Source organism: Nonomuraea sp. GTA35, from assembly GCF_041950525.1.
Lineage (GTDB): Bacteria > Actinomycetota > Actinomycetes > Streptosporangiales > Streptosporangiaceae > Nonomuraea.
In genome coordinates, this window is the sequence record NZ_JBGNUV010000005.1 from 415,250 (window position 1) to 434,964 (window position 19,715).

General features: G+C 72.5%; 15 protein-coding genes. 12 read left to right on the forward strand and 3 right to left on the reverse strand.

The annotated features are described in order from the left end of the window. The first annotated feature begins 113 nt into the window (after window positions 1–113). The 12 genes from ACBJ32_RS25160 to ACBJ32_RS25215 all read left to right on the forward strand — a co-directional run bounded on the left by ACBJ32_RS25160 (window position 114) and on the right by ACBJ32_RS25215 (window position 16,627). Complete coding sequence (locus ACBJ32_RS25160) at window positions 114–4,763, forward strand: ATP-dependent helicase (RefSeq protein ID WP_375128777.1); 4,650 nt, start codon at window positions 114–116, stop codon at window positions 4,761–4,763. A 69-nt stretch (window positions 4,764–4,832) separates the two neighbouring features. Beyond that, window positions 4,833–5,438 carry a TetR/AcrR family transcriptional regulator gene (locus ACBJ32_RS25165; protein ID WP_357870379.1) on the forward strand — a complete coding sequence of 202 codons (606 nt, stop codon included), beginning with the start codon at window positions 4,833–4,835 and terminating at the stop codon, window positions 5,436–5,438. Beyond that, window positions 5,435–6,187 carry an ABC transporter ATP-binding protein gene (locus tag ACBJ32_RS25170; RefSeq protein WP_375128778.1) on the forward strand — a complete coding sequence of 251 codons (753 nt, stop codon included), beginning with the start codon at window positions 5,435–5,437 and terminating at the stop codon, window positions 6,185–6,187. The genes ACBJ32_RS25165 and ACBJ32_RS25170 overlap by 4 nt, the downstream gene beginning before the upstream one ends. After that, the gene (locus ACBJ32_RS25175) at window positions 6,178–7,977 is read left to right on the forward strand and encodes a hypothetical protein (protein WP_375128779.1); all 1,800 of its coding nucleotides are present in this window, start codon (window positions 6,178–6,180) and stop codon (window positions 7,975–7,977) included. The genes ACBJ32_RS25170 and ACBJ32_RS25175 overlap by 10 nt, the downstream gene beginning before the upstream one ends. A 25-nt stretch (window positions 7,978–8,002) precedes the next feature. Beyond that, complete coding sequence (locus ACBJ32_RS25180) at window positions 8,003–8,680, forward strand: GntR family transcriptional regulator (RefSeq protein WP_357870370.1); 678 nt, start codon at window positions 8,003–8,005, stop codon at window positions 8,678–8,680. Window positions 8,681–8,770: 90 nt separating this feature from the next. After that, complete coding sequence (locus ACBJ32_RS25185) at window positions 8,771–10,387, forward strand: ABC transporter substrate-binding protein (protein ID WP_375128780.1); 1,617 nt, start codon at window positions 8,771–8,773, stop codon at window positions 10,385–10,387. Next, window positions 10,387–11,346 (forward strand): ABC transporter permease, encoded by a 960-nt coding sequence (locus ACBJ32_RS25190; protein ID WP_357870364.1) that lies wholly within the window; start codon window positions 10,387–10,389, stop codon window positions 11,344–11,346. Before ACBJ32_RS25185 ends, ACBJ32_RS25190 begins: the two co-directional genes overlap by 1 nt. Next, complete coding sequence (locus ACBJ32_RS25195) at window positions 11,339–12,166, forward strand: ABC transporter permease (RefSeq protein ID WP_375128781.1); 828 nt, start codon at window positions 11,339–11,341, stop codon at window positions 12,164–12,166. Before ACBJ32_RS25190 ends, ACBJ32_RS25195 begins: the two co-directional genes overlap by 8 nt. Further along, complete coding sequence (locus tag ACBJ32_RS25200) at window positions 12,163–13,128, forward strand: ABC transporter ATP-binding protein (protein ID WP_375128782.1); 966 nt, start codon at window positions 12,163–12,165, stop codon at window positions 13,126–13,128. The genes ACBJ32_RS25195 and ACBJ32_RS25200 overlap by 4 nt, the downstream gene beginning before the upstream one ends. After that, window positions 13,125–14,087, forward strand: a complete 963-nt coding sequence (locus tag ACBJ32_RS25205; RefSeq protein WP_357870358.1) for an oligopeptide/dipeptide ABC transporter ATP-binding protein — start codon at window positions 13,125–13,127, stop codon at window positions 14,085–14,087. The genes ACBJ32_RS25200 and ACBJ32_RS25205 overlap by 4 nt, the downstream gene beginning before the upstream one ends. A 48-nt stretch (window positions 14,088–14,135) precedes the next feature. Beyond that, window positions 14,136–15,890, forward strand: a complete 1,755-nt coding sequence (locus ACBJ32_RS25210; RefSeq protein WP_375128991.1) for a gamma-glutamyltransferase family protein — start codon at window positions 14,136–14,138, stop codon at window positions 15,888–15,890. Next, window positions 15,887–16,627: a sulfite exporter TauE/SafE family protein gene (locus ACBJ32_RS25215; protein WP_357870355.1), complete on the forward strand. Its 741-nt coding sequence runs from the start codon at window positions 15,887–15,889 to the stop codon at window positions 16,625–16,627. Before ACBJ32_RS25210 ends, ACBJ32_RS25215 begins: the two co-directional genes overlap by 4 nt. Here ACBJ32_RS25215 and ACBJ32_RS25220 read toward each other — a convergent pair. The 3 genes from ACBJ32_RS25220 to ACBJ32_RS25230 form a co-directional block, all read right to left on the reverse strand. Further along, window positions 16,624–17,709, reverse strand: a complete 1,086-nt coding sequence (locus ACBJ32_RS25220; protein WP_357870352.1) for a glutamate--cysteine ligase — start codon at window positions 17,707–17,709, stop codon at window positions 16,624–16,626. The two genes, ACBJ32_RS25215 and ACBJ32_RS25220, sit on opposite strands and share 4 nt — an antisense overlap. Before the next feature lie 75 nt (window positions 17,710–17,784). Beyond that, window positions 17,785–18,435, reverse strand: a complete 651-nt coding sequence (locus ACBJ32_RS25225) for a M15 family metallopeptidase (protein ID WP_375128783.1) — start codon at window positions 18,433–18,435, stop codon at window positions 17,785–17,787. Between the two features lie 12 nt (window positions 18,436–18,447). Next, the gene (locus tag ACBJ32_RS25230) at window positions 18,448–19,596 is read right to left on the reverse strand and encodes an ROK family transcriptional regulator (protein WP_357870346.1); all 1,149 of its coding nucleotides are present in this window, start codon (window positions 19,594–19,596) and stop codon (window positions 18,448–18,450) included. Between the last annotated feature and the right edge of the window lie 119 nt (window positions 19,597–19,715).

The following is a 19,715-nucleotide window of genomic DNA, read 5'->3' on the forward strand; positions in this document are numbered from 1 at the left end:
ATGGTCGCGTAATCGATGGTCACGGTCGCTGTATGTCCGCCAGGGCACCGGCTCAATCACCCGCCGCCGCGCCAAATGCGTTTTCTGTCGGTGCCGGGAGGCACTATGTGCAGGTGAGCTCGCTAGCCCAGTTCAGCCAGGTGACCAGGCAATGGTTCGCCGGGGCCTTCCACGCGCCCACGGCCGCCCAGGAGGGGGCGTGGGAGTCGATCTCGCGTGGCGACCACACCCTGGTCGTCGCGCCCACGGGCTCGGGCAAGACGCTGGCGGCGTTCCTGTGGTCGCTCGACCGGCTGGCCGCCGCGCCGGAGCAGCACGCGCAGGACAAGCACGCGGAGGGGCGCAAGGGGACGAGGGTCCTGTACGTGTCCCCGCTCAAGGCGCTGGCCGTGGACGTCGAGCGCAACCTGCGCGCGCCGCTGGCCGGGCTGAAGCAGACGGCTCGGCGGCTCGGCCTGCCGGTGCCCGATATCTCGGTGGCGATCCGCTCGGGCGACACCCCCGCCGAGGACCGCAGGCGGTTCGCCGCCAAGCCGTCCGACATCCTGATCACCACGCCGGAGTCGCTGTTCCTGCTGCTCACCAGCCAGGCGCGGGAGGCGCTGCGCGGCGTGGAGACGGTGATCGTGGACGAGGTGCACGCGGTCGCGGGCACCAAGCGGGGCGCCCATCTCGCGCTCAGCCTGGAGCGGCTCGACGCGCTGCTCGACCGGCCGGCGCAGCGGGTGGGGCTGTCGGCGACCGTGCGGCCGGTGAGCGAGGTGGCGGCGTTCCTCGGCGGGGCGCGGCCGGCCACCGTGGTGCAGCCGCCGTCCGACAAGCGGATCGAGGTCGAGGTCGTCGTCCCCGTCGAGGACATGACGGAGATGGAGGGCCGCGCTGGAGCAGCGCCCCAGGAGGAGGAGTTCGCCCCCGAGCCGGGCAACCGGTCGATCTGGCCCCACGTCGAGGACCGGCTGTTCGACCTGATCGAGGCCCACAGCTCCACGATCGTCTTCGCCAACTCGCGGCGGCTGGCGGAGCGGCTGTGCACGCGGCTGAACGAGCTGGCCTACGAGCGGCAGCAGGGCACCGAGACCGTCGACCTGTCCATCTGGGAGAGCGGGCCTTCCCGGCCCATGCCCGCCGAGGTGATGGCGCAGGCGGGCGCGAGCAAGGGCGTGGTGACGGAGATCGTACGCGCCCACCACGGCTCGGTCTCCAAGGAGGAGCGGGCACAGATCGAGGAGGCGCTCAAGTCGGGCCGCCTGCCTGCCGTGGTCGCCACCTCCAGCCTGGAGCTGGGCATCGACATGGGCGCGGTCGATCTGGTGGCGTGCGTGGAGGCGCCGCCGAGCGTGGCCAGCGGGCTGCAGCGCATCGGCCGGGCGGGCCACCAGGTGGGCGCGGTGTCCAGGGGCGTCATCTTCCCCAAGTACCGGGGCGACCTGGTGCAGACCGCCGTGGTGGCCGAGCGGATGAAGAGCGGCCTGATCGAGGAGCTGCGCTATCCGCGCAACCCGCTCGACGTGCTCGCCCAGCAGATCGTGGCGATGACCGCGCTCGACGAGTGGACGGTCGACGAGCTGGAGAGCGTGATCAAGCGGGCCGCCCCCTACGCCACGCTGCCGCGCAGCGCGCTGGAGGCCACGCTCGACATGCTGGCCGGGCGTTACCCGAGCGAGGAGTTCGCCGAGCTGCGGCCCCGCATCGTGTGGGACCGGGTGACCGGCACCCTCCAGGGCCGGCCCGGCGCGCAGCGGCTGGCGGTGACCAACGGCGGCACGATCCCCGACCGGGGCCTGTTCGGTGTCTTCCTGGTGGGCGAGCGGGCCTCCAGGGTGGGCGAGCTGGATGAGGAGATGGTCTACGAGTCGCGGGTCGGCGACGTGTTCGTGCTGGGCGCGACCTCCTGGCGGATCGAGGACATCACCGCCGACCGGGTGCTCGTCTCGCCCGCGCCGGGGCAGCCGGGCAAGCTGCCGTTCTGGCACGGCGACGCGCCGGGGCGGCCGGCCGAGCTGGGCCGGGCGATCGGGCAGTTCCTGCGCGAGCAGGCCAAGCAGGGCTCGACGGACCGGATGCGGGCGGCGGGTCTCGACGAGTACGCCGCGGGCAACCTGCTGGCCTACCTCCAGGAGCAGCGGGAGGCGACGGGGTACGTCCCCGACGACCGCACGCTGCTGGTGGAGCGGTTCCACGACGAGCTGGGCGACTGGCGCGTGGTCATCCACTCCCCCTACGGCGCCCGGGTGCACGCGCCGTGGGCGCTGGCGATCAACCGGCGGCTGCGCGAGCGCTACGGCATCGACGTGCAGGCCGTGCACTCCGACGACGGCATCGTGCTGCGCATCCCCGACACGCTGGCCGAGCCGCCCACCGACGTGGCGGCCTTCGACGCCGAGGAGATCGAGCAGATCGTCACCGAGGAGCTGGGCGGGTCGGCCATGTTCGCCTCCCGGTTCAGGGAGTGCGCGGGCCGGGCGCTGCTGCTGCCGCGCCGCACGCCCGGCCGGCGCAGCCCGCTGTGGCAGCAGCGGCAGCGCGCGGCCCACCTGCTGGGCGTGGCCTCGCAGTACGCCTCGTTCCCGATCGTGCTGGAGACGATGCGCGAGTGCCTGCAGGACGTCTTCGACGTGCCGGGGCTGGTGCAGCTCATGCGCGACATCGCCGCGCGCAGGGTGCGGGTGGTGGAGGTGGAGACGTCGCAGGCCTCGCCATTCGCGGCGGCGCTGCTGTTCCACTACGTGGGCGCGTTCATGTACGAGGGCGACGCCCCGCTGGCCGAGCGCCGGGCGCAGGCCCTGGCGCTGGACACCACGCTGCTGGCCGAGCTGCTCGGCCAGGCCGACCTGCGCGAGCTGCTCGACCCCGACGTGATCTCCGACAGCGAGCGCGAGCTGGCCAGGCTCGACCGGCCGCTGCGCGACCTGGAGGACCTCGCCGACCTGCTGCGCTCGCACGGGCCGCTGCTGGCTCCCGACGTGAGCGTGCGCGGCGGCGATCCCGCCTGGCTGGAGGAGCTGGAGCGGTCGCGGCGGGCGATCAGGGTGCGCGTCGCCGGCGAGGAGCAGTGGGCGGCCATCGAGGACGCCGCGCGCATGCGTGACGCGCTGGGCGTGCCGCTGCCCGTCGGGATCCCGCACGCGTTCCTGGAGCCGGTGGCCGATCCGCTGGCCGACCTGGTGGCGCGGCACGCCCGTACCCGGGGCCCGTTCCACGCGGGCACGGCCGCGGCCAGGTTCGGGCTCGGGGTGGCCGTGGTGACCGACGCGCTGCGGCGGCTCGCCGCGAGCGGGCGGGTCGTCAGCGGGGAGTTCCGGCCCGGCGGGCGGGGCGAGGAGTGGTGCGACGCGGGCGTGTTGCGGATGCTGCGCCGCAGGTCGCTGGCCCGGCTGCGCAAGGAGGTCGAGCCGGTCGCCCCCGAGACGCTGGCGCTGTTCCTGCCTGCCTGGCACGGAATCACAGGCTCCGGGCAGGGCCCAGCGGGCTCCGGTGCGGCCGGTTCCGGTGCGGCCGGTTCCAGTACGGCCGGTTCCAGTGCGGCCGGTTCCGGTGCGGCAGGTTTCGGCACGGACATGCGAGGCCCGGTCAGCTCAGCCCGTGCGATGGACGCGCTGGTGCGCTCGATCGAGCAGCTCCAGGGGGCGGCTGTGCCCGCGTCGGCGCTGGAGACGCTGGTGCTGCCCTCGCGGGTGCCCGGCTACCATCCGGCGCTGCTCGACGAGCTGACCTCGGCGGGCGACGTCATCTGGGTGGGGCAGGGGTCGCTGCCCGGCGGCGACGGCTGGGTGTCGCTCTACTTCGCCGACACCGCGCCGCTGCTGATGCCCGAGCCCGCCGAGATCACGATGACGCCGGTGCACGAGCGCGTGCTGGAGCTGCTCGGCGGGGGCGGCGCGCTGTTCTTCCGCGGCCTCACCGACCAGTTCGGCTCCGCGCTGGACGACGCCACGCTGGTGGCCGCGCTGTGGGACCTGGTGTGGTCCGGGCGGGTCTCGGGCGACACGCTCGCCCCGCTGCGGTCCACGCTCGGCACCGGGCGGCCCGCCCACCGGCCCGCGACCACGCGGCGGCGCAGGGCGGTGCTGCCGAGCAGGAGCGGCCCGCCGACGGTGGCGGGGCGGTGGTGGCTGCTGCCCTCGGCCGCGGCCGACGCGACCCAGCGGGCGAGCGCGCAGGCCGAGGTGCTGCTGGAGCGGCATGGCGTGGTGACGCGCGGGGCGGTGACGTCGGAGCGGCTTCCTGGCGGGTTCACGCCGATCTACCAGGTGCTGCGGGCGTACGAGGAGAGCGGGCGGTGCCGCAGGGGCTACTTCGTCGAGGGGCTCGGCGGCGCGCAGTTCGCCCTGCCGGGGGCGGTGGACCGGATGCGGGCCATGGCTCCCGGGCTCGCGTCCTCCCCTCGTCAAGAGGGGCGGCGGGCCGTGGTGCTGGCCGCGGCCGACCCGGCCAGCCCGTACGGCGCCGCGCTGCCCTGGCCGCAGCGCCCCGGCGAGGTCGGGCACAAGCCCGGCAGGAAGGCCGGCTCGCTGGTGGTGCTCGTGGACGGCCACCTGGTGCTGTACGTCGAGCGCGGCGGCAAGACGCTGCTGTCGTTCACCGACGGCGACCGGCTGCAGCCTGCGGTCGACGCGCTGGCCCTGGCCGTGCGTGACGGGGCGCTGGGCAAGCTGACCGTGGAGCGGGCCGACGGTGCCGCCATCGTCGACTCGCCCCTGGCGGCGGCCCTGGAGGCGGCCGGGTTCCATCCCACGCCGCGGGGTCTGCGCCTGCGCGCCTGAGCGATCGTCCCGGCACGAATCGGGCCCCCGGCTCCCCCAAGGTTTGAATGACCGTTTAAAGTTCTGAACGTGCCGCCAGAAAGTCGAACGTTCATTGAAGAGGCGCGCCGGGCTCAGATCATCGAGTGCGCCATCGACGTCCTCGCCGAGCACGGCTACCTCCACACGACCCTGGCCAGGATCGCCAAGCGCGCCAAGATCAGCACCGGCGTCATCTCGTACCACTTCGGCGGGAAGGACCAGCTCATCCAGGCCGTGGTGACGGAGGTGGCCAAGCTGGCCACCGACCTGATGATCCCGCGCATCCTCTCCCAGCCCACCGCCACGGAGGGCCTGCGTGCCTACATCGAGAGCAATCTCGAGTTCATGCGGCTGCATCGCAAACCCCTCCTGGCGCTGGTGCAGATCGTCACGCACGCGGTCGGGGAGGACTCCCGCGCCGGCCCGTACGACCAGCAGGCCGACGTGGCCATCACCGACCTGGAGAAGCTGCTGGACTGGGGCCGGCGCACCGGCGAGTTCCGCGACTTCCACCTGCGCAGCATGGCCATCGCCATCCGGGGCGCCATCGACGCCGTGCCCGGCCGCCTGCTCAACGACCCCGACTTCGACCTCGACCTGCTCACCCGCGAGCTGGTCACCACCTTCACCCTCGCCACCAGGAGACACCCATGACAGCGCCGGCGTTAGAGATCAAGGGTCTGACCAAGACCTTCGGCGAGAACACCGCGGTCGACCACGTCGACCTCGACGTCCCCCAGGGCTCCTTCTACGGCCTGGTCGGGCAGAACGGCGCCGGCAAGACGACCACGCTGTCCATGGCGGTGGGCCTGCTGCGGCCCGACGCGGGCACCGCGCGGATCTTCGGGGCGGACGTGTGGTCCGACCCCGCCAAGGCCAAGCAGCTCGTCGGCGTGCTGCCCGACGGGATGGCCATGCCCGAGCGGCTCACCGGCCGGGAGGTGCTGACCTACCTCGGCCTGCTGCGCGGGCTGAGCAAGGAGGTGGTGGCCGAGCGGGCCGAGGAGCTGCTGTCGGTGCTGGAGCTGGACGTGGCGGAGAAGACGCTGGTCATCGAGTACTCCACCGGCATGCGCAAGAAGATCGGCCTGGCCACGGCGCTGCTGCACGCGCCCAGGCTGCTGGTGCTGGACGAGCCGTTCGAGGCGGTGGACCCGGTGTCGGCGGCGACGATCAAGCAGATCCTGCGCGGGTTCGTGGCAGGCGGCGGCTCGGTCGTACTGTCCAGCCACGTGATGGCGCTGGTGGAGCAGCTCTGCGACCACGTGGGCGTGATCGACAAGGGCCGGGTGGCAGCCGCCGGCCCGCTGGAGGAGGTACGCGGCGCGGCGACGCTGGAGGACAGGTTCGTCGAGCTGGTCGGCGCCGGCTCCACCGCCGCCAGGGGGCTGTCATGGCTGTAGCGCTCACCATGGCCAGGATGAAGCTCTCGATCCTGCGCCACTCGGCCAAGGGCCAGCAGGGCGGCATGATGGCCTCCGCCGGCAGCCTCGGCGTCCTGCTGGCGGGCGGCACGATCGTCCTGGCGTTCCTCGGCGGCGACTGGCTGGCCGCCGCGTACTCGGTGTGGATGCTCGGCTGGATCATCGGCCCGGTGTTCTCCGGCGGCGGTGACGAGACGCTGCGGCCGGAGTTCTTCTCGCTGCTCGGGCTGCGGCCGCAGCGCATGGCCGCGGGGCTGCTGGTGGCGGCGTTCGTGGGGGTGGCCCCCGCGGTGAGCCTGCTCGCGCTGGCGGGGCTGGTGGCCGCGGGCGTGCGTGAGGGCGTCGCCGGAGCGCTCGTGGCCGTGCCGGCGATGGTGTTGCAGCTCGCCGTGTTCGTGTTGCTGTCGAAGGTGAGCGTGGCGCTGATGGGGCTCGCGCTGGGCTCCAGGATCGGGGCGATCGGCGCCGGGGTGGTCAACGGGGTGATCCTCGCCTTCCTGGGGCAGATCTGGGTGTTCATGGCGGCCTTCGGGCAGGGCGGGCAGATCCCGGAGGTCGTCCGGTACCTGCCGTCCGGGTGGGGGCTGCTCGCCGTCCAGGGTGAGTACCTGGCGCTGGCCGCGATGGCGGTGCTGGTCGTGCTGCTGCTGGTGGCGTGGGCGGGGCTGCTGACCAGGCGGGCGGGCCGGAGCCGGCCCTCGACGCGGGGCCGCAGGCCGATGCGGGCCGGCACCCCGCACGGCGCCGTGGTGGCCAAGGAGCTGCGGTCGTGGACGCGGGACCTGGTGCGCAACCACCAGCTCGCGTTCGCCTTCACGTACGGCGTGGCGTTCGCGGCCGTGCCGCTGATGCTGGGCATCGAGGAGATGTTGCCGCTGGCCGGGCCGCTGTTCATCATGATGGCGGCGGCGATGACCGCCAACGTGTACGGCACCGACGGCACCGCCCACTGGCTGACGCTGATGACGCCGGGCGCCTCCGACGTGCGGGGCCGCCAGCTCGCCTGGCTGGCGGCGGTGGGGCCGGTCGGGCTGGCGCTGGCGGTGATCTGCACCGCGGTCGTGGACGGGCCGTGGCCGCCGGTCATGGCGGCCACGTTCGCGCTGCTCGGCGGGGCCGCGGGGCTGGTGCCGCTGGTGTCGGTGGCCGGGCTGATCCCGGGCATCGACCCGAAGAACCGGGGCGGCAACCCGCTGCGGACGAGCGAGGACGACGGCTCGGCCACCGGCATGGCGTACCTGATGCTGTTCCTGGTGGCGCTCGCCGCGGCGCCCGCCGTGGCGCTGGCGGTGTTCTTCGGCTGGTGGGGCGTGCCGGCCGGGCTGCTGTCCGGGGCGTTGTGCTGGTGGGGGTTCGGCCTGCTGGCGGAGCGGCGGCTGACGGCCAGGGGGCCGGAGCTGCTGCACCTCATGCGTACGGGGCGGGCGCCCGAGAGCGGCAAGGCGGCGTCGGGGACGTTCCAGCTGCCCGAGAGCATGTCGCGGACGCAGCGGATGATCGTGCTGATCTGCGCGTCGTTCGGCGCGATCCCGCTGGTGCCGCAGGGCATCGTGGCCATGGTCTTCCTGACGAACGGGCAGCTCCAGCACTCGTGGTTCCTGGCCACGCACGTGTCACCCGGCCTGGGCTGGCCGGTGGCGATCGGCTTCGTCCTGCTCGGCCTGGGCATGTACGGCACCGCCCTGTGGCTGTGGTTGCGCGCCAAGAAGGCGGAGAAGCCGGCGGGGGAGGTTACGGACGCCGATAAGCTCGCGGCGCGACACCACTAACATCTTGTATACGATAAATCCCCCTATGACTGATATGACGCTGGGCGGGGCCCATCAGACCTTGCGTGACGAGGTCACCAAGGAGCTGCGCCGCCGCATTCTCTCCGGTGAGCTCGCCCAGGGTGAACGCCTGGTCGAGGACCGGCTGGCCGCCGCGCTCGGCGTCTCGCGCAACCCCGTACGCGAGTCCATCCGGGTCCTGGCCGCCGAGGGCTTCATCCAGGTCGTGCCCCGCCTGGGCGCCACGGTGGCCAGGCTGTCGGCGGAGGAGGGCGAGGAGCTCTTCGACGTGCGCATGGCCATCGAGGGCCTGGCGGCGCGGCTGGCCGCGCGCAAGCGCTCCCCCGCCACGGCCGACCGGCTGCGCCGGCTGCTGGACCAGGCGCGGGAGGCGGTCGAGGCGGGGCGGCTGGAGGAGGTGGCCGATCTCAACACGGCCTTCCACCTGGCCGTGGGCGAGGCGACGGGGAACTCGTACCTGGCGCTGATGATGAAGCCCATGCTCCAGCGGGCGCAGTGGGTCTTCAGCCAAACCGCCGCCGCGCGCGGGCCGCACTCCTGGACCGAGCACCTGAGCCTGTGCGAGGCGATCGCGGCGGGCGACGAGGACGAGGCGCAGGCCAGAGCCATCGCGCACGTGGCAGCCGCCCGGCGGTCGTTCCTGCAGGCCGTAGGCCGCAGGACAAAACACCCAAACGATTAGGAAACGCTCAGATAACAACATAGGGTGATGAAACACCGCTGAAATGTGGCATCTTGTATACAGTCTCCTAAACGTTTCAACGGAGGCCCCATGCGACCGTCCCCCAAGGTCGTCGCGGCGCTCGTCACCCTTCCCCTCGCCCTTGCGGCCTGTGGCGGAGGCGGGACGAACAACACGCCCGCGGCACCGAGTTCCATAGCCAGCGCCTCGGCCGACCACCGGCCGGTCAAGAACGGCGGCACGCTCAACATCGCGCTCAACGCCGACCCCGACGCCCTGGACCCGAGCATCTCGACCACGCTCGTGGGCCGCGAGGTGTTCGCGAACATGTGCGAGAAGCTCTACGACATCGACGCGTCCTCCACCCTGATCCCGCAGCTCGCCGCGGCCATGCCCGAGCTGTCGGACGGCGGCAGGGCAGTGACGATCAAGCTGCGCGAAGGCGTCAAGTTCAACGACGGCACCGCGCTCGACGCCGAGGCGGTCAAGAAGTCGCTGGACCGGCACCGCACCTGGGAGAAGTCAGCACGGCAGGCCGACCTGGCCGCCGTGTCCAAGGTGGAGGTGGTCGACCCCGCGACGGTGAAGCTCACGCTGACGCAGCCGTTCACGCCGCTGACCGCGCAGCTCGCGGACCGCGCCGGCATGATCATGTCGCCGAAGGCGCTGGACTCCGAGGGCGACAACTTCGGTGCCGCCCCGGTCTGCGCCGGGCCGTTCAAGTTCGCCGGCCGCACCTCCGGCAGCCAGATCGTGCTGGAGAAGTCGGCCGACTACTACGACGCCGCCAAGGTCAAGCTCGACAAGCTCGTATACAAAATCATCGTCGACCCCAACGTGCGGGCCGCGAACCTCAAGTCCGGCGACGTGCAGGTGGCCGACCAGCTCGCCACGAACACGGTCGCGGGCGTGCAGTCCGACCCGAACCTGACCGTCGTGTCCGGCGGCGGCCTCGGGTACTACGGCTTCCAGATCAACATCGGCAACGCCAGCGGCTCCACCGAGAAGCCGGGGCCGATCGACACGCCGCTGGGCAAGAGCCCCGAGCTGCGCGAGGCGTTCGAGCTGGCGCTCGACCGCGACGCCATCAACAAGGCCGTCTACAACGGGCTGCACGAGGTCGACTGCTACCCCGTCCCCCTGGACAGCCCGTACCGGCCGAAGGACCTGACCTGCCCCAAGCGCGACCTGGCCAAGGCCAAGCAGCTCGTGCAGGCCTCCGGCGTGCCGACGCCGATCCCGGTCACTCTCGCCACCCCGAACGACGCCGTCAACCAGCGCCTGGCGCAGGTCATCCAGTCGATGGCCAAGGAGGCCGGCTTCAACGTGAGCGTGCAGACGGCCGAGTTCGTCAGCGTCCTGGAGCAGGGCAAGGCCGGCAAGTTCGACGTCCTGCTGAGCGGCTGGTCCGGCCGCGTCGACCCGGACGGCAACCTCACCAACCTGGTCACCACCCAGGGCAGCAACAACTACGCGGGCATGTCCGACCCCGGCATCGACGACCCGATCAAGCAGGCCGCCGCCGAGACCGACACCGCCAAGCGGGCCGAGCTGTACGGCAGCGCCATGAAGAAGGCCGCCGAGCTGCGCGGCGTGGTGTACCTGTACCACAACCTGTACTACCTCGGCATGCACAAGACCGTCGCCGGCGTCCAGTACTTCAAGGACGGCCTCCCCCGTTACGTCACCGCCGGGTTCGCCGCCTGATGCTCTGGTTCATCCTCCGGCGCTGCGGATCGGCCGTGCTCGTGCTGTTCCTGTCCAGCGTCCTGATCTTCCTGGGCATCCGGGCGCTGCCCGGTGACCCGGCCTCGGTCATGGCCGGCCAGGAGGCCTCGCCGGCCGCGATCGAGGCCATCCGCAAGGAGTTCGGCCTGGACAAGCCGCTGCCCGCGCAGTACCTGGACTACGTCGGACAGACCCTCACCGGCAACTTCGGCCGCTCGACCCAGGACCAGCTCCCCGTGGCCGACATCCTGGCCGAGCGGCTCCCGGTGACGCTGGAGCTGTCGCTGCTGGCCATGCTGGTCGCGATCGTCGTCGGCGTGGGGGCGGGCATCGTGGCCGCCGTCCGCCGCGGCAAGTTCGCCGACTACGTGGCCACCGGGTTCGGCCTGGCCGGGCTGTCGGTGCCGCACTTCTGGCTGGGCCTGCTCGGCATCCTGCTGTTCGCCGTCACCTGGCGCGTGCTGCCGGCCTCCGGGTACGTGCCCTTCACCGAGGACCCGGCCGGGAACCTGCAGCGCATGATCCTGCCGGCCCTGGTGCTCGGCACCGGCTTCGCGGCGATCCTGATGCGGCAGACCCGCTCGGCCATGCTGGGCGCGCTGTCGGCCGACTACGTCAGGACCGCCAGGTCCAAGGGCCTGTCCGAGGCCAAGGTGGTGGGCGCGCACGCGCTGCGCAACAGCCTGACCACCGTGGTGACCGTGCTCGGCCTGCAGCTCGGCGCACTCATCAGCGGCGCCGTGGTGACCGAGCAGATCTTCGTCATCCCCGGCTTCGGCAAGCTCACCGTGGACGCGGTGCTGACCAGGAACTACCCCGTCATCCAGGCGGTCGTGCTGGTCACGGTCATCGGATACGTGCTGGTGAACCTGCTGGTCGACATCGCCTACGCCTTCCTCAACCCCCGGATCAGGCTGTCGGGAGGCTCCCGTGACTAGGCACTGGCGACGTTTCAGGCGCCGGCCGATGCCGATGGCGGGCCTGGTGCTGGTGGTCGCGTTCGTCCTGCTGGCCCTGATCGGCCCGCTGGTGACCGGCGACCCCGCGGCCCAGGACTACCTGGCCACGCTGGCGCCCCCGTCGGGCGCGCACCCGATGGGCACCGACGACCTCGGCCGGGACGCCTTCGCCCGGATCGCGCACGGCGCCCAGGTCTCGCTGCAGGCGGGCGTGCTGTCCACGCTGCTGGCGATGGTGGTCGGCATCCCGATCGGGCTGGTCGCCGGCTTCTACCGGCGCTGGCTGGACCCGATCGTGATGCGGCTGGTGGACGTGACGCTGGCCTTCCCGTTCCTGGTGTTCGCGGTCGGCCTGGCGGCGATCATCGGGCCCTCGCTGAAGGGCGTCGTGCTGGCGCTGGGCTTCTCCCAGCTCCCCGCGATCATCCGGATCACCCGCGGCGAGGTGCTGGCGGTCAGGGAGATGGACTACGTGGCCGCGGCCATCGCCGACGGCTCGGGCGACGGGCACATCATCTTCCGTTACGTGCTGCCGAACTGCGCCAGCCCTCTCATCGTGCAGGCCACGGTGGCCATCCCGGCGGCGATCATCGGCGAGTCCACGCTGTCGTTCCTGGGTCTGGGCGTGCAGCCGCCGACGCCGTCGTGGGGCGTGATGCTGACGACCGCGCAGCAGTACCTGAGCGACGCGCCGTGGCTGGCCATCTGGCCCGGCCTGATGATCGCTCTGGCCACGCTCGGCTTCAACCTGCTCGGCGACGGGCTGCGCGACGTACTGGACCCGAGGAGCCACCGATGAGCCTGCTGGAGATCACCGACCTCAAGGTCGGCTTCGACACCGAGGACGGCCTCGTCCAGGCGGTCAGGGACATCTCGCTCACCCTGGACGAGGGCGAGATCCTCGCGCTGTGCGGGGAGTCGGGCTGCGGCAAGTCGGTCACCGCGATGTCCATCCCCCGGCTGCTGCCGCCCGCCACGACGCGGCTGTCCGGCTCGATCAAGCTGGACGGCCGCGAGCTGACCACGCTGCCCGAGCCGGAGATGCGGCAGGTGCGCGGCAAGACCGTCTCGGTCGTCTTCCAGGAGCCGATGACCTCGCTGAACCCGTCGTTCACGGTCGGCTACCAGATCGCCGAGGTGCTGCGCCGGCACGAGAAGCTGTCGCGGCAGGCCGCCGCCAAGCGGGCCGTGGAGCTGCTGGAGCTGGTGGGCATCCCCGCCCCGGTGCGCCGGATGAAGGAGTACCCGCACCAGCTCTCCGGCGGCATGCGGCAACGCGTGATGATCGCCATCGCGGTGGCCTGCTCGCCGCGGGTGCTGATCGCCGACGAGCCCACCACGGCGCTCGACGTGACGATCCAGGCGGGCGTGCTGGACGTCTTCCGCGACCTGCGCGACCGGCTCGGCACCGCGATCATCCTCATCACGCACGACCTGGGCGTGGTGGCCGACATCGCCGACAGGGCCATGGTCATGTACGCGGGCCGCGCCGTCGAGCAGGCCCCGGTGGCCGAGCTGTTCGCGAACCCGCGGCACCCGTACACGCTGGGCCTGATGAAGGCCCTGCCGTCCGCCGCCGTGAACGGCCGCCTGGCGGAGATCCCCGGCATGGTGCCCTCGCCGCTGTCGGACCCCGACGAGTGCGCGTTCCGTGACCGCTGCCCGCGCGCCCAGGAGGACTGCGCGCTGTCGCGGCCCCCGCTCACCCGCCAGGCCGACGAGCATCTGGCGGCCTGCTTCCACCCCGGAGGTCAGTCGTGATCCTGCGGATCGACAACCTGGTCAAGCACTACGGCCCCGTGCGGGCCGTGGACGGCCTGTCGCTGGAGATCGGCGAGGGCGAGGTGCTCGGCCTGGTCGGCGAGTCGGGCAGCGGCAAGTCCACGGTCGGCAAGTGCGTGCTGCGCCTGACCGAGCCGACCGCGGGCACGATCGAGCTGGGCGGCAGGGACATCACCCACCTGTCGCGCCGGGCCATGCGCCCGCTGCGCAGGGACGTGCACATGGTCTTCCAGGACCCGTTCTCCTCGCTCAACCCGCGTTTCACGATCGAGCGGATCGTGGCCGAGCCGCTGCTGCGGCACAAGGTGACCGACCGGCGCGAGGTCGCGAACCGGGTGGCGGCCATGCTGGAGAAGGTCGGGCTGCGCCAGGAGATGCGCAGGCGGTTCCCGCACGAGCTGTCCGGCGGGCAGCGGCAGCGGGTGGGGCTGGCCAGGGCGCTGATCCTGGAGCCCAAGCTGGTCGTGGCGGACGAGCCGGTGTCGGCGCTGGACGTGTCCGTGCAGGCGTCGGTGCTCAACCTGATCACCGACCTGCAGCGGGACATGGGGTTCTCGTGCCTGTTCATCACGCATGACCTGTCGGTCGTGGAGTTCCTGGCCGACCGGATCGCGGTCATGTACCTGGGCAGGATCGTGGAGTCGGGGCCGACGGCCGAGATCTTCGCCGGGCCGCGGCATCCGTACACGCAGGCCCTGCTGTCGGCCGCGCCGGTGGCGGACCCGGCCAAGCAGCGGGAGCGGCGCAGGATCGTGCTCGGCGGCGACGTGCCGAGCCCGATGGACCCGCCGCCCGGCTGCCGCTTCCACACGCGGTGCCCGCTCGCCTACGACGAGTGCCGCACCTCGGAACCTCTTTTGAACGACCCGCGTGGCAGCGGTCACCCCGCCGCGTGCCACCTGGTAACGGCGGACCGCGTCCCCGACGCGGCCAAGTAAGGAGAAATCTTGTTCACCACCAGGCCCGAGCTGTCGGGCGACTTCGGCATGGTCGCCAGCACCCACTGGCTGGCCTCGGCCACCGGCATGGGCGTCCTCGAACGCGGCGGCAACGCGTTCGACGCCGCGGTGGCGGCCGGGTTCGTGCTGCAGGTCGCCGAGCCGCACCTGAACGGCCCCGGCGGCGAGGTGCCGATCCTGTTGTGGAGCGAGGCCGAGCAGAAGGTGTCGGTCGTGTGCGGGCAGGGCGTGGCCCCCGCCGCGGCCACCATCGAGCGCTTCGCCGAGCTCGGCCTGGACGTGGTGCCCGGCACCGGGCTGCTGGCGGCCACCGTGCCGGGGGCGTTCGGCGGCTGGATGCTGATGCTGGAGCGCTGGGGCACCTGGTCGCTGGCCGACGTGCTGGCGCCCGCGATCCACTACGCCGAGCACGGCGTGCCGGTGCTGGAGCGGATCTCGGCCACGATCGGCTCGGTCGAGGAGCTGTTCAGGCAGGACTGGCCGACGTCGGCGGCCACCTGGCTGCCGGACGGGAACGTTCCGAAGCCCGGCTCGAAGCTGGCCAACCCCGTGCTGGCCGCCACCTACCGCCGGGTGGTCGCCGAGGCCGAGGCCGCGTCGAACACCCGCGAGGGGCAGCTCGCCGCCGCCAGGAAGGCCTGGTACGAGGGCTTCGTCGCCGAGGCGATCGCCGCGTTCAGCGCCACGACCGCCTGGCGTGACAGCTCGGGCGAGGTGCACGGCGGCCTGCTCACGGGCGACGACCTGGCGGGCTGGTCGGCCTCGGTGGAGGAGCCGCTGACCTTCGACTACCAGGGCTGCACCGTGGCCAAGACCGGGCCGTGGGGTCAGGGGCCGGCGTTCCTGCAGCAGCTCGCCCTCCTCGACGGGTTCGACCTGGACGGGATGGACTTCCTGGGCGCCGACTACCTGCACACGGTGACGGAGGCCGCCAAGCTGGCCTTCGCCGACCGCGAGGCCTGGTACGGCGACACCGACGTGCCCATGGCCGACCTGCTGAGCCCGGCCTACAACGCCGAGCGGCGGCGGCTGATCGGCGCCGAGGCCAGCCTGGAGCTGCGCCCCGGTGCCCCAGGCGGGCGGGCGCCCCGGCTGCCCGTCTTCCCGGACCCCGGCACGGCCAGCGACGCGCCCGGCCTGTCCGGCGCCCGCAAGCCGCAGGGGGTCGGCGAGCCGACGGTGTCGCGTGACGGCATGGTCAAGGGCGACACCTGCCACGTGGACGTCGTGGACCGCTTCGGCAACATGGTGTCGGCCACCCCCAGCGGCGGCTGGCTGCAGAGCTCCCCCACCATCCCCGAGCTGGGCTTCTGCCTGGGCACGCGGGCCCAGATGTTCTGGCTGCAGGAGGGCGTGGCCACCGCGCTGCGGCCCGGCGCCCGCCCGCGTACGACGCTGTCGCCGTCGTTCGCGCTCAGGGACGGCAAGCCGTGGCTGGCGTTCGGCACCCCGGGTGGCGACCAGCAGGACCAGTGGAGCCTGAACTTCTTCCTCGCGGTCGTCCACGGCAGGCTCAACCTGCAGGAGGCCATCGACGCCCCCATGTTCCACTCCGAGCACTTCCCCAGCTCGTTCTTCCCGCGCGGCTCCCGCCCCGGCGTCATGCACGTCGAGGACCGCGTGGACGCGGGCGTCATCGCGGAGCTGCGCCGGCGCGGGCACGAGGTCGAGGTGCAGGGCCCGTGGTCGCTCGGCCGGCTGAGCGCGGTCGCCCGTGACGGCGCCTTCCTCAAGGCCGCCGCCAACCCGCGTGGCGCCCAGGGCTACGCTGCCGGCCGATGACCGACCTGCTCTTCCTGGTCGGTGCCGGCCTGCTGGCCGGTGTGGTGAACGCCCTGGCGGGCGGGGGGACGCTCATCTCGTTCCCCGCCCTCCTGGCGCTGGGCTACCCGGGCCTGACCGCCACCGTCACGAACGCGGTGGCGCTGTGGCCCGGCTATCTGGGGGGCGTGCTCGGCTACCGGGCCGAGCTACGGGGGCAGCGGCGCAGGGCCACCCTGCTGTCGATCACGGCGGTGCTGGGGGCCTGCGTGGGCAGCTCGCTGCTGCTGCTCACGCCGGGCAAGCTGTTCGAGTCGATGGTGCCGTGGCTGGTGGCCTTCGCCAGCCTCGCCCTGCTCGCGCAGCCGTGGCTGCGCAAGCTCATCGGCGGGGAGGCCGACGGGCGCACCAGCCGCATGGTGTACGCCGGGGTGTTCCTCGGCGGCTGTTACGGCGCCTACTTCAACGGCGGCATGGGCGTGGTGCTGCTGACCGTGCTCGGCCTGTTCCTGCACGACAGCCTGCATCGCGTCAACGCCGTGCGGGCCGTGCTCTCGCTGGTCGTCAGCTCGGTCTCGGTCGTCGCGTTCTCGCTGTTCGGGCCCGTGGAGTGGAAGGCCGCGGCAGTGATCGCGCCGGCCAGCCTGGCGGGCGGCTTCCTCGGCACCCGCCTGGCCAAGCTGATGCCCGCCAAGGTGCTCAGGGGCGTGGTGGTCGCCTTCGGCCTGGGAGTCGCGGTGGCGCTGGCCCTGCACTAGGCCACCGTCGCCTCGATGAGGTCGTCCACCACCTCCTCGAGGGCGTTCCCCTTCGCGTACGCCCGCCGCTGCCGCATGGCCCCCGACCCCTTGCGCAGCAGCCGGTCGAGGCCCTCCTGGATGAACGTCAGGTCGCCGGCCTCGGCCAGCGCCGGGCGTACGTGCTCCAGGAGGCGCCCGGCCAGCACGGCCGCGGGCACGAGGGTGCCGTGCCGTACGTCGAGGCTGTCGCCCTGCAGCCCGTCGCGGGCGGCCCGCCAGTAGGCGGCGCGCAGCACCTCGGCCGGCACGGGCAGCCCGCGGTCGCCGCGCGCGACGGCGGCCAGCGCGGTGACCACCAGCCCGCGGATGAGCCCGATCAGGGTGAGGCTGTCGGCCACGTCGAGCGGCACGTCGGCCACCCTGATCTCGACGGTGGGCAGGCGCGGCGACGGGCGGGTGTCCCAGTAGACGGTCTTGGCGTCGAGCAGCACGCCCGACTCCGCCAGCGCCCGCAGGGCCAGCTCGTACGCCCCGAACGACGGGAAGTACGGAGGCGCGCCGGAGACCGGCCACCGCCCCCAGCTGATGACCCTCCAGGAGGCGTACCCGGTGTCGCGGCCCACGAAGAACGGCGAGTTGGCGGCCAGCGCGATGAGCGTCGGCAGCCAGGGCCGTAAGTGGTTGCCCACGTAGACGGCGTGCTCGGCGTCGGGGACGTCCACGTGCACGTGCAGGGCGCAGATGCTGATCTCGTCCTGCAGCGCGCGGTAGAGCGTGCGGCCCTGGTGGTAGCGGTCGTCGTCGGTGAGCGGCGGCGGCATGACGTTGCCGAGCACGGGGATGCCGCTGGCGACGACGGCCAGGCCGCACGAGCGGGCAGCGCCCGCCACCTCCTTGCGCGCCGCGCGCAGTTGCGAGCCGAGCTCGCTCAGGTCGGCGGAGGGCGGCGTGCGGGCCTCCACCTGGAATCGGGTGATTTCATGCACCACGTCAAGCATGTCCGTCGCGGCGGCCAGCACCTCGGCCGCCCGGGGAGCCACGTGGCGAGTGCGGGGATCGACGATGAGGTACTCCTCCTCGATCCCGATGAGTGGAACCATGCCCACACCTCGCTGGGGAGTCCAACCCTCCGTAGGGAGTTGTGCCCCTACCTCACCCCCCGGAAAACCAGGTTGTCAGGGCGTGAACTCCACGGGGCCGTAGAGCGCGTGCGCGGCGCGGGTGGACATCGCCCAGTAACGGTCGCCGTACGACCAGTGCCACCACTCGGTGGGGTAGTTGACCAGGCCGGCGGGCTCCAGCGCGGCGGCGAGCAGCTTGCGGTGGGCGCGGGCGTCGTCGGAGATGTTCGGGGCGGCGGTGTAGCAGGCACCGGAGCTCTGCTCCGGATTGTCGTTGACCTCGGTGCCCATGTCGTACTCGGTGCCGTCGGGCGCGCACAGGGTCAGGTCCACGGCGGCGCCGGCGGTGTGCGGGGCCACCTCGACCGGGGAGACGTAACGGCTGGCCGCGACGTACGACTCCTCAGGGGTCAGCCCGGTGAGGGTCGCGCGGTACTCGTCGAAGATCCGGCGCTGGGTGGCGACGGGGCGGTACCCCTCGACGATCAGCAGGTGGTAGCCGTCGGGCAACAGGCTCTCCGCGTGCTCCAGGCGCTCCAGCACGCCGGAGCGCAGGTGGGCGTAGGCGCCCTGCTCGTCGGCCAGGCGCGGGTCCACGCGCAGCCGCCCGCGCACGTCCGCGAGCGGTTCGCCGCTCTCCTGCACCGGGATCGAGGTCACGCGGGGGTCCGAGATCAGCACGACCTCGTTCGGGGACTGCCACATGGGCAAGAATTCTCACACAGTGTCGGAGAAGACCTGCTCCCGGGCCTGTTCCAGGGCGGCCACCAGGGCGCCGCGCAGCACCGGGTTGCCCGCGACCCTGGTCGTGACGACGGTCGGGCGGCTCGGGCACACCCGGGCCACGGCCTCCTGCACCTTGGCCGCCAGCCGCTCGCCGCCTGCCCGGCCGATGTCGCCGCTGAGCACGATGAGGCCGGGGTCGAGCACGACGGTGACGGCCGCCGCGCCCAGGGCCAGCCGGGCGGCCACGGCGTCCAGGTAGCCCTCGTCGCCGCCGCGTACCAGGTCGGGCACCGTGTGGCCGCTCACGCCGCGCTCGTCGGCGAGCCCGCGCAGCGCGTCGTGGCCCACCAGGCGCTGGAACGAGCCCGTCTGCGGCCGGGTGACGTCGGTGGGCAGCGGCTCGCCGGGGACGGGCAGCCAGCCGATCTCGCCCGCGCCGCCGGTGATGCCCCGGTGCAGCCGGCCGCCCAGCATGACGCCGAGGCCCTGGCCGACGCCGGCCCAGATGACCACGAAGTCGTCGTGGCCGATGGCCGCGCCGTGCCGGTGCTCGGCCAGGGCGACCAGGTTGACGTCGTTCTCGATGGTCACCGAGGCGCCGAGGGTCTCGCGCAGGCTGGCCAGCACGCCGACGTGCCAGGCCGGCAGGTCCACCGAGATGCGCACGTCGCCGGTGGCCGGGTCGACCACGCCTCTGGTGCCGATGACGAACGCGCGCAGTTGCGACAGGCTGACACTGGCGGCGTCGCACGCCCGCTGCACCGCGGCGTGCACCGCCTTGACCGGATCGCGCGCGTCGGAGGGGTTGACCGTGATCTCGACCACGACCCTGCCTGTGATGTCCGCCACACCCACGGTGAGGCTGTCGGGCAGGACCTCCAGCCCGGCGACGTACGCGCTCGACGGGACCACGGCGTACAGGGCGGCGTGCGGCCCCCTGCCTCCCGCCCGCTCGCCCGCGACCTCCACGAGCCCCCGCTCCTCCAGGCGCGCAAGGAGCTGACCTGCGGTTACCTTGGAGAGCCCGGTCCGCTCGCCGAGCTCGGCACGGGTGAGAGGACCGTCTCCGAGGAGCAGTTCGAGCGCGGCGCGGTCGTTCAACCGGCGCAGCAACCGGGGAGTTCCCGGGTCTCGGCTCATCGGCGCACCCTTCTCGTCACGATCGGCTAACGAGCGTTTCTTTTAAGAAAGTTTCTTGTTAGTTTACCAGCATCGTTCGGATTTGACGATCAGCCTGGTGCGGACCGTAGGCCAGCACC

What these genes read in the sequence shown, in the direction of transcription:
- ACBJ32_RS25185 (WP_375128780.1), top strand. Translation starts at nt 8,771, where the DNA reads ATGCGACCGTCCCCCAAGGTCGTCGCGGCGCTCGTCACCCTTCCCCTC.
- ACBJ32_RS25175 (WP_375128779.1), top strand. Translation starts at nt 6,178, where the DNA reads ATGGCTGTAGCGCTCACCATGGCCAGGATGAAGCTCTCGATCCTGCGC.
- ACBJ32_RS25230 (WP_357870346.1), bottom strand. Translation starts at nt 19,596, where the DNA reads ATGAGCCGAGACCCGGGAACTCCCCGGTTGCTGCGCCGGTTGAACGAC.
- ACBJ32_RS25180 (WP_357870370.1), top strand. Translation starts at nt 8,003, where the DNA reads ATGACTGATATGACGCTGGGCGGGGCCCATCAGACCTTGCGTGACGAG.
- ACBJ32_RS25190 (WP_357870364.1), top strand. Translation starts at nt 10,387, where the DNA reads ATGCTCTGGTTCATCCTCCGGCGCTGCGGATCGGCCGTGCTCGTGCTG.
- ACBJ32_RS25220 (WP_357870352.1), bottom strand. Translation starts at nt 17,709, where the DNA reads ATGGTTCCACTCATCGGGATCGAGGAGGAGTACCTCATCGTCGATCCC.
- ACBJ32_RS25215 (WP_357870355.1), top strand. Translation starts at nt 15,887, where the DNA reads ATGACCGACCTGCTCTTCCTGGTCGGTGCCGGCCTGCTGGCCGGTGTG.
- ACBJ32_RS25210 (WP_375128991.1), top strand. Translation starts at nt 14,136, where the DNA reads ATGGTCGCCAGCACCCACTGGCTGGCCTCGGCCACCGGCATGGGCGTC.
- ACBJ32_RS25225 (WP_375128783.1), bottom strand. Translation starts at nt 18,435, where the DNA reads ATGTGGCAGTCCCCGAACGAGGTCGTGCTGATCTCGGACCCCCGCGTG.
- ACBJ32_RS25170 (WP_375128778.1), top strand. Translation starts at nt 5,435, where the DNA reads ATGACAGCGCCGGCGTTAGAGATCAAGGGTCTGACCAAGACCTTCGGC.
- ACBJ32_RS25200 (WP_375128782.1), top strand. Translation starts at nt 12,163, where the DNA reads ATGAGCCTGCTGGAGATCACCGACCTCAAGGTCGGCTTCGACACCGAG.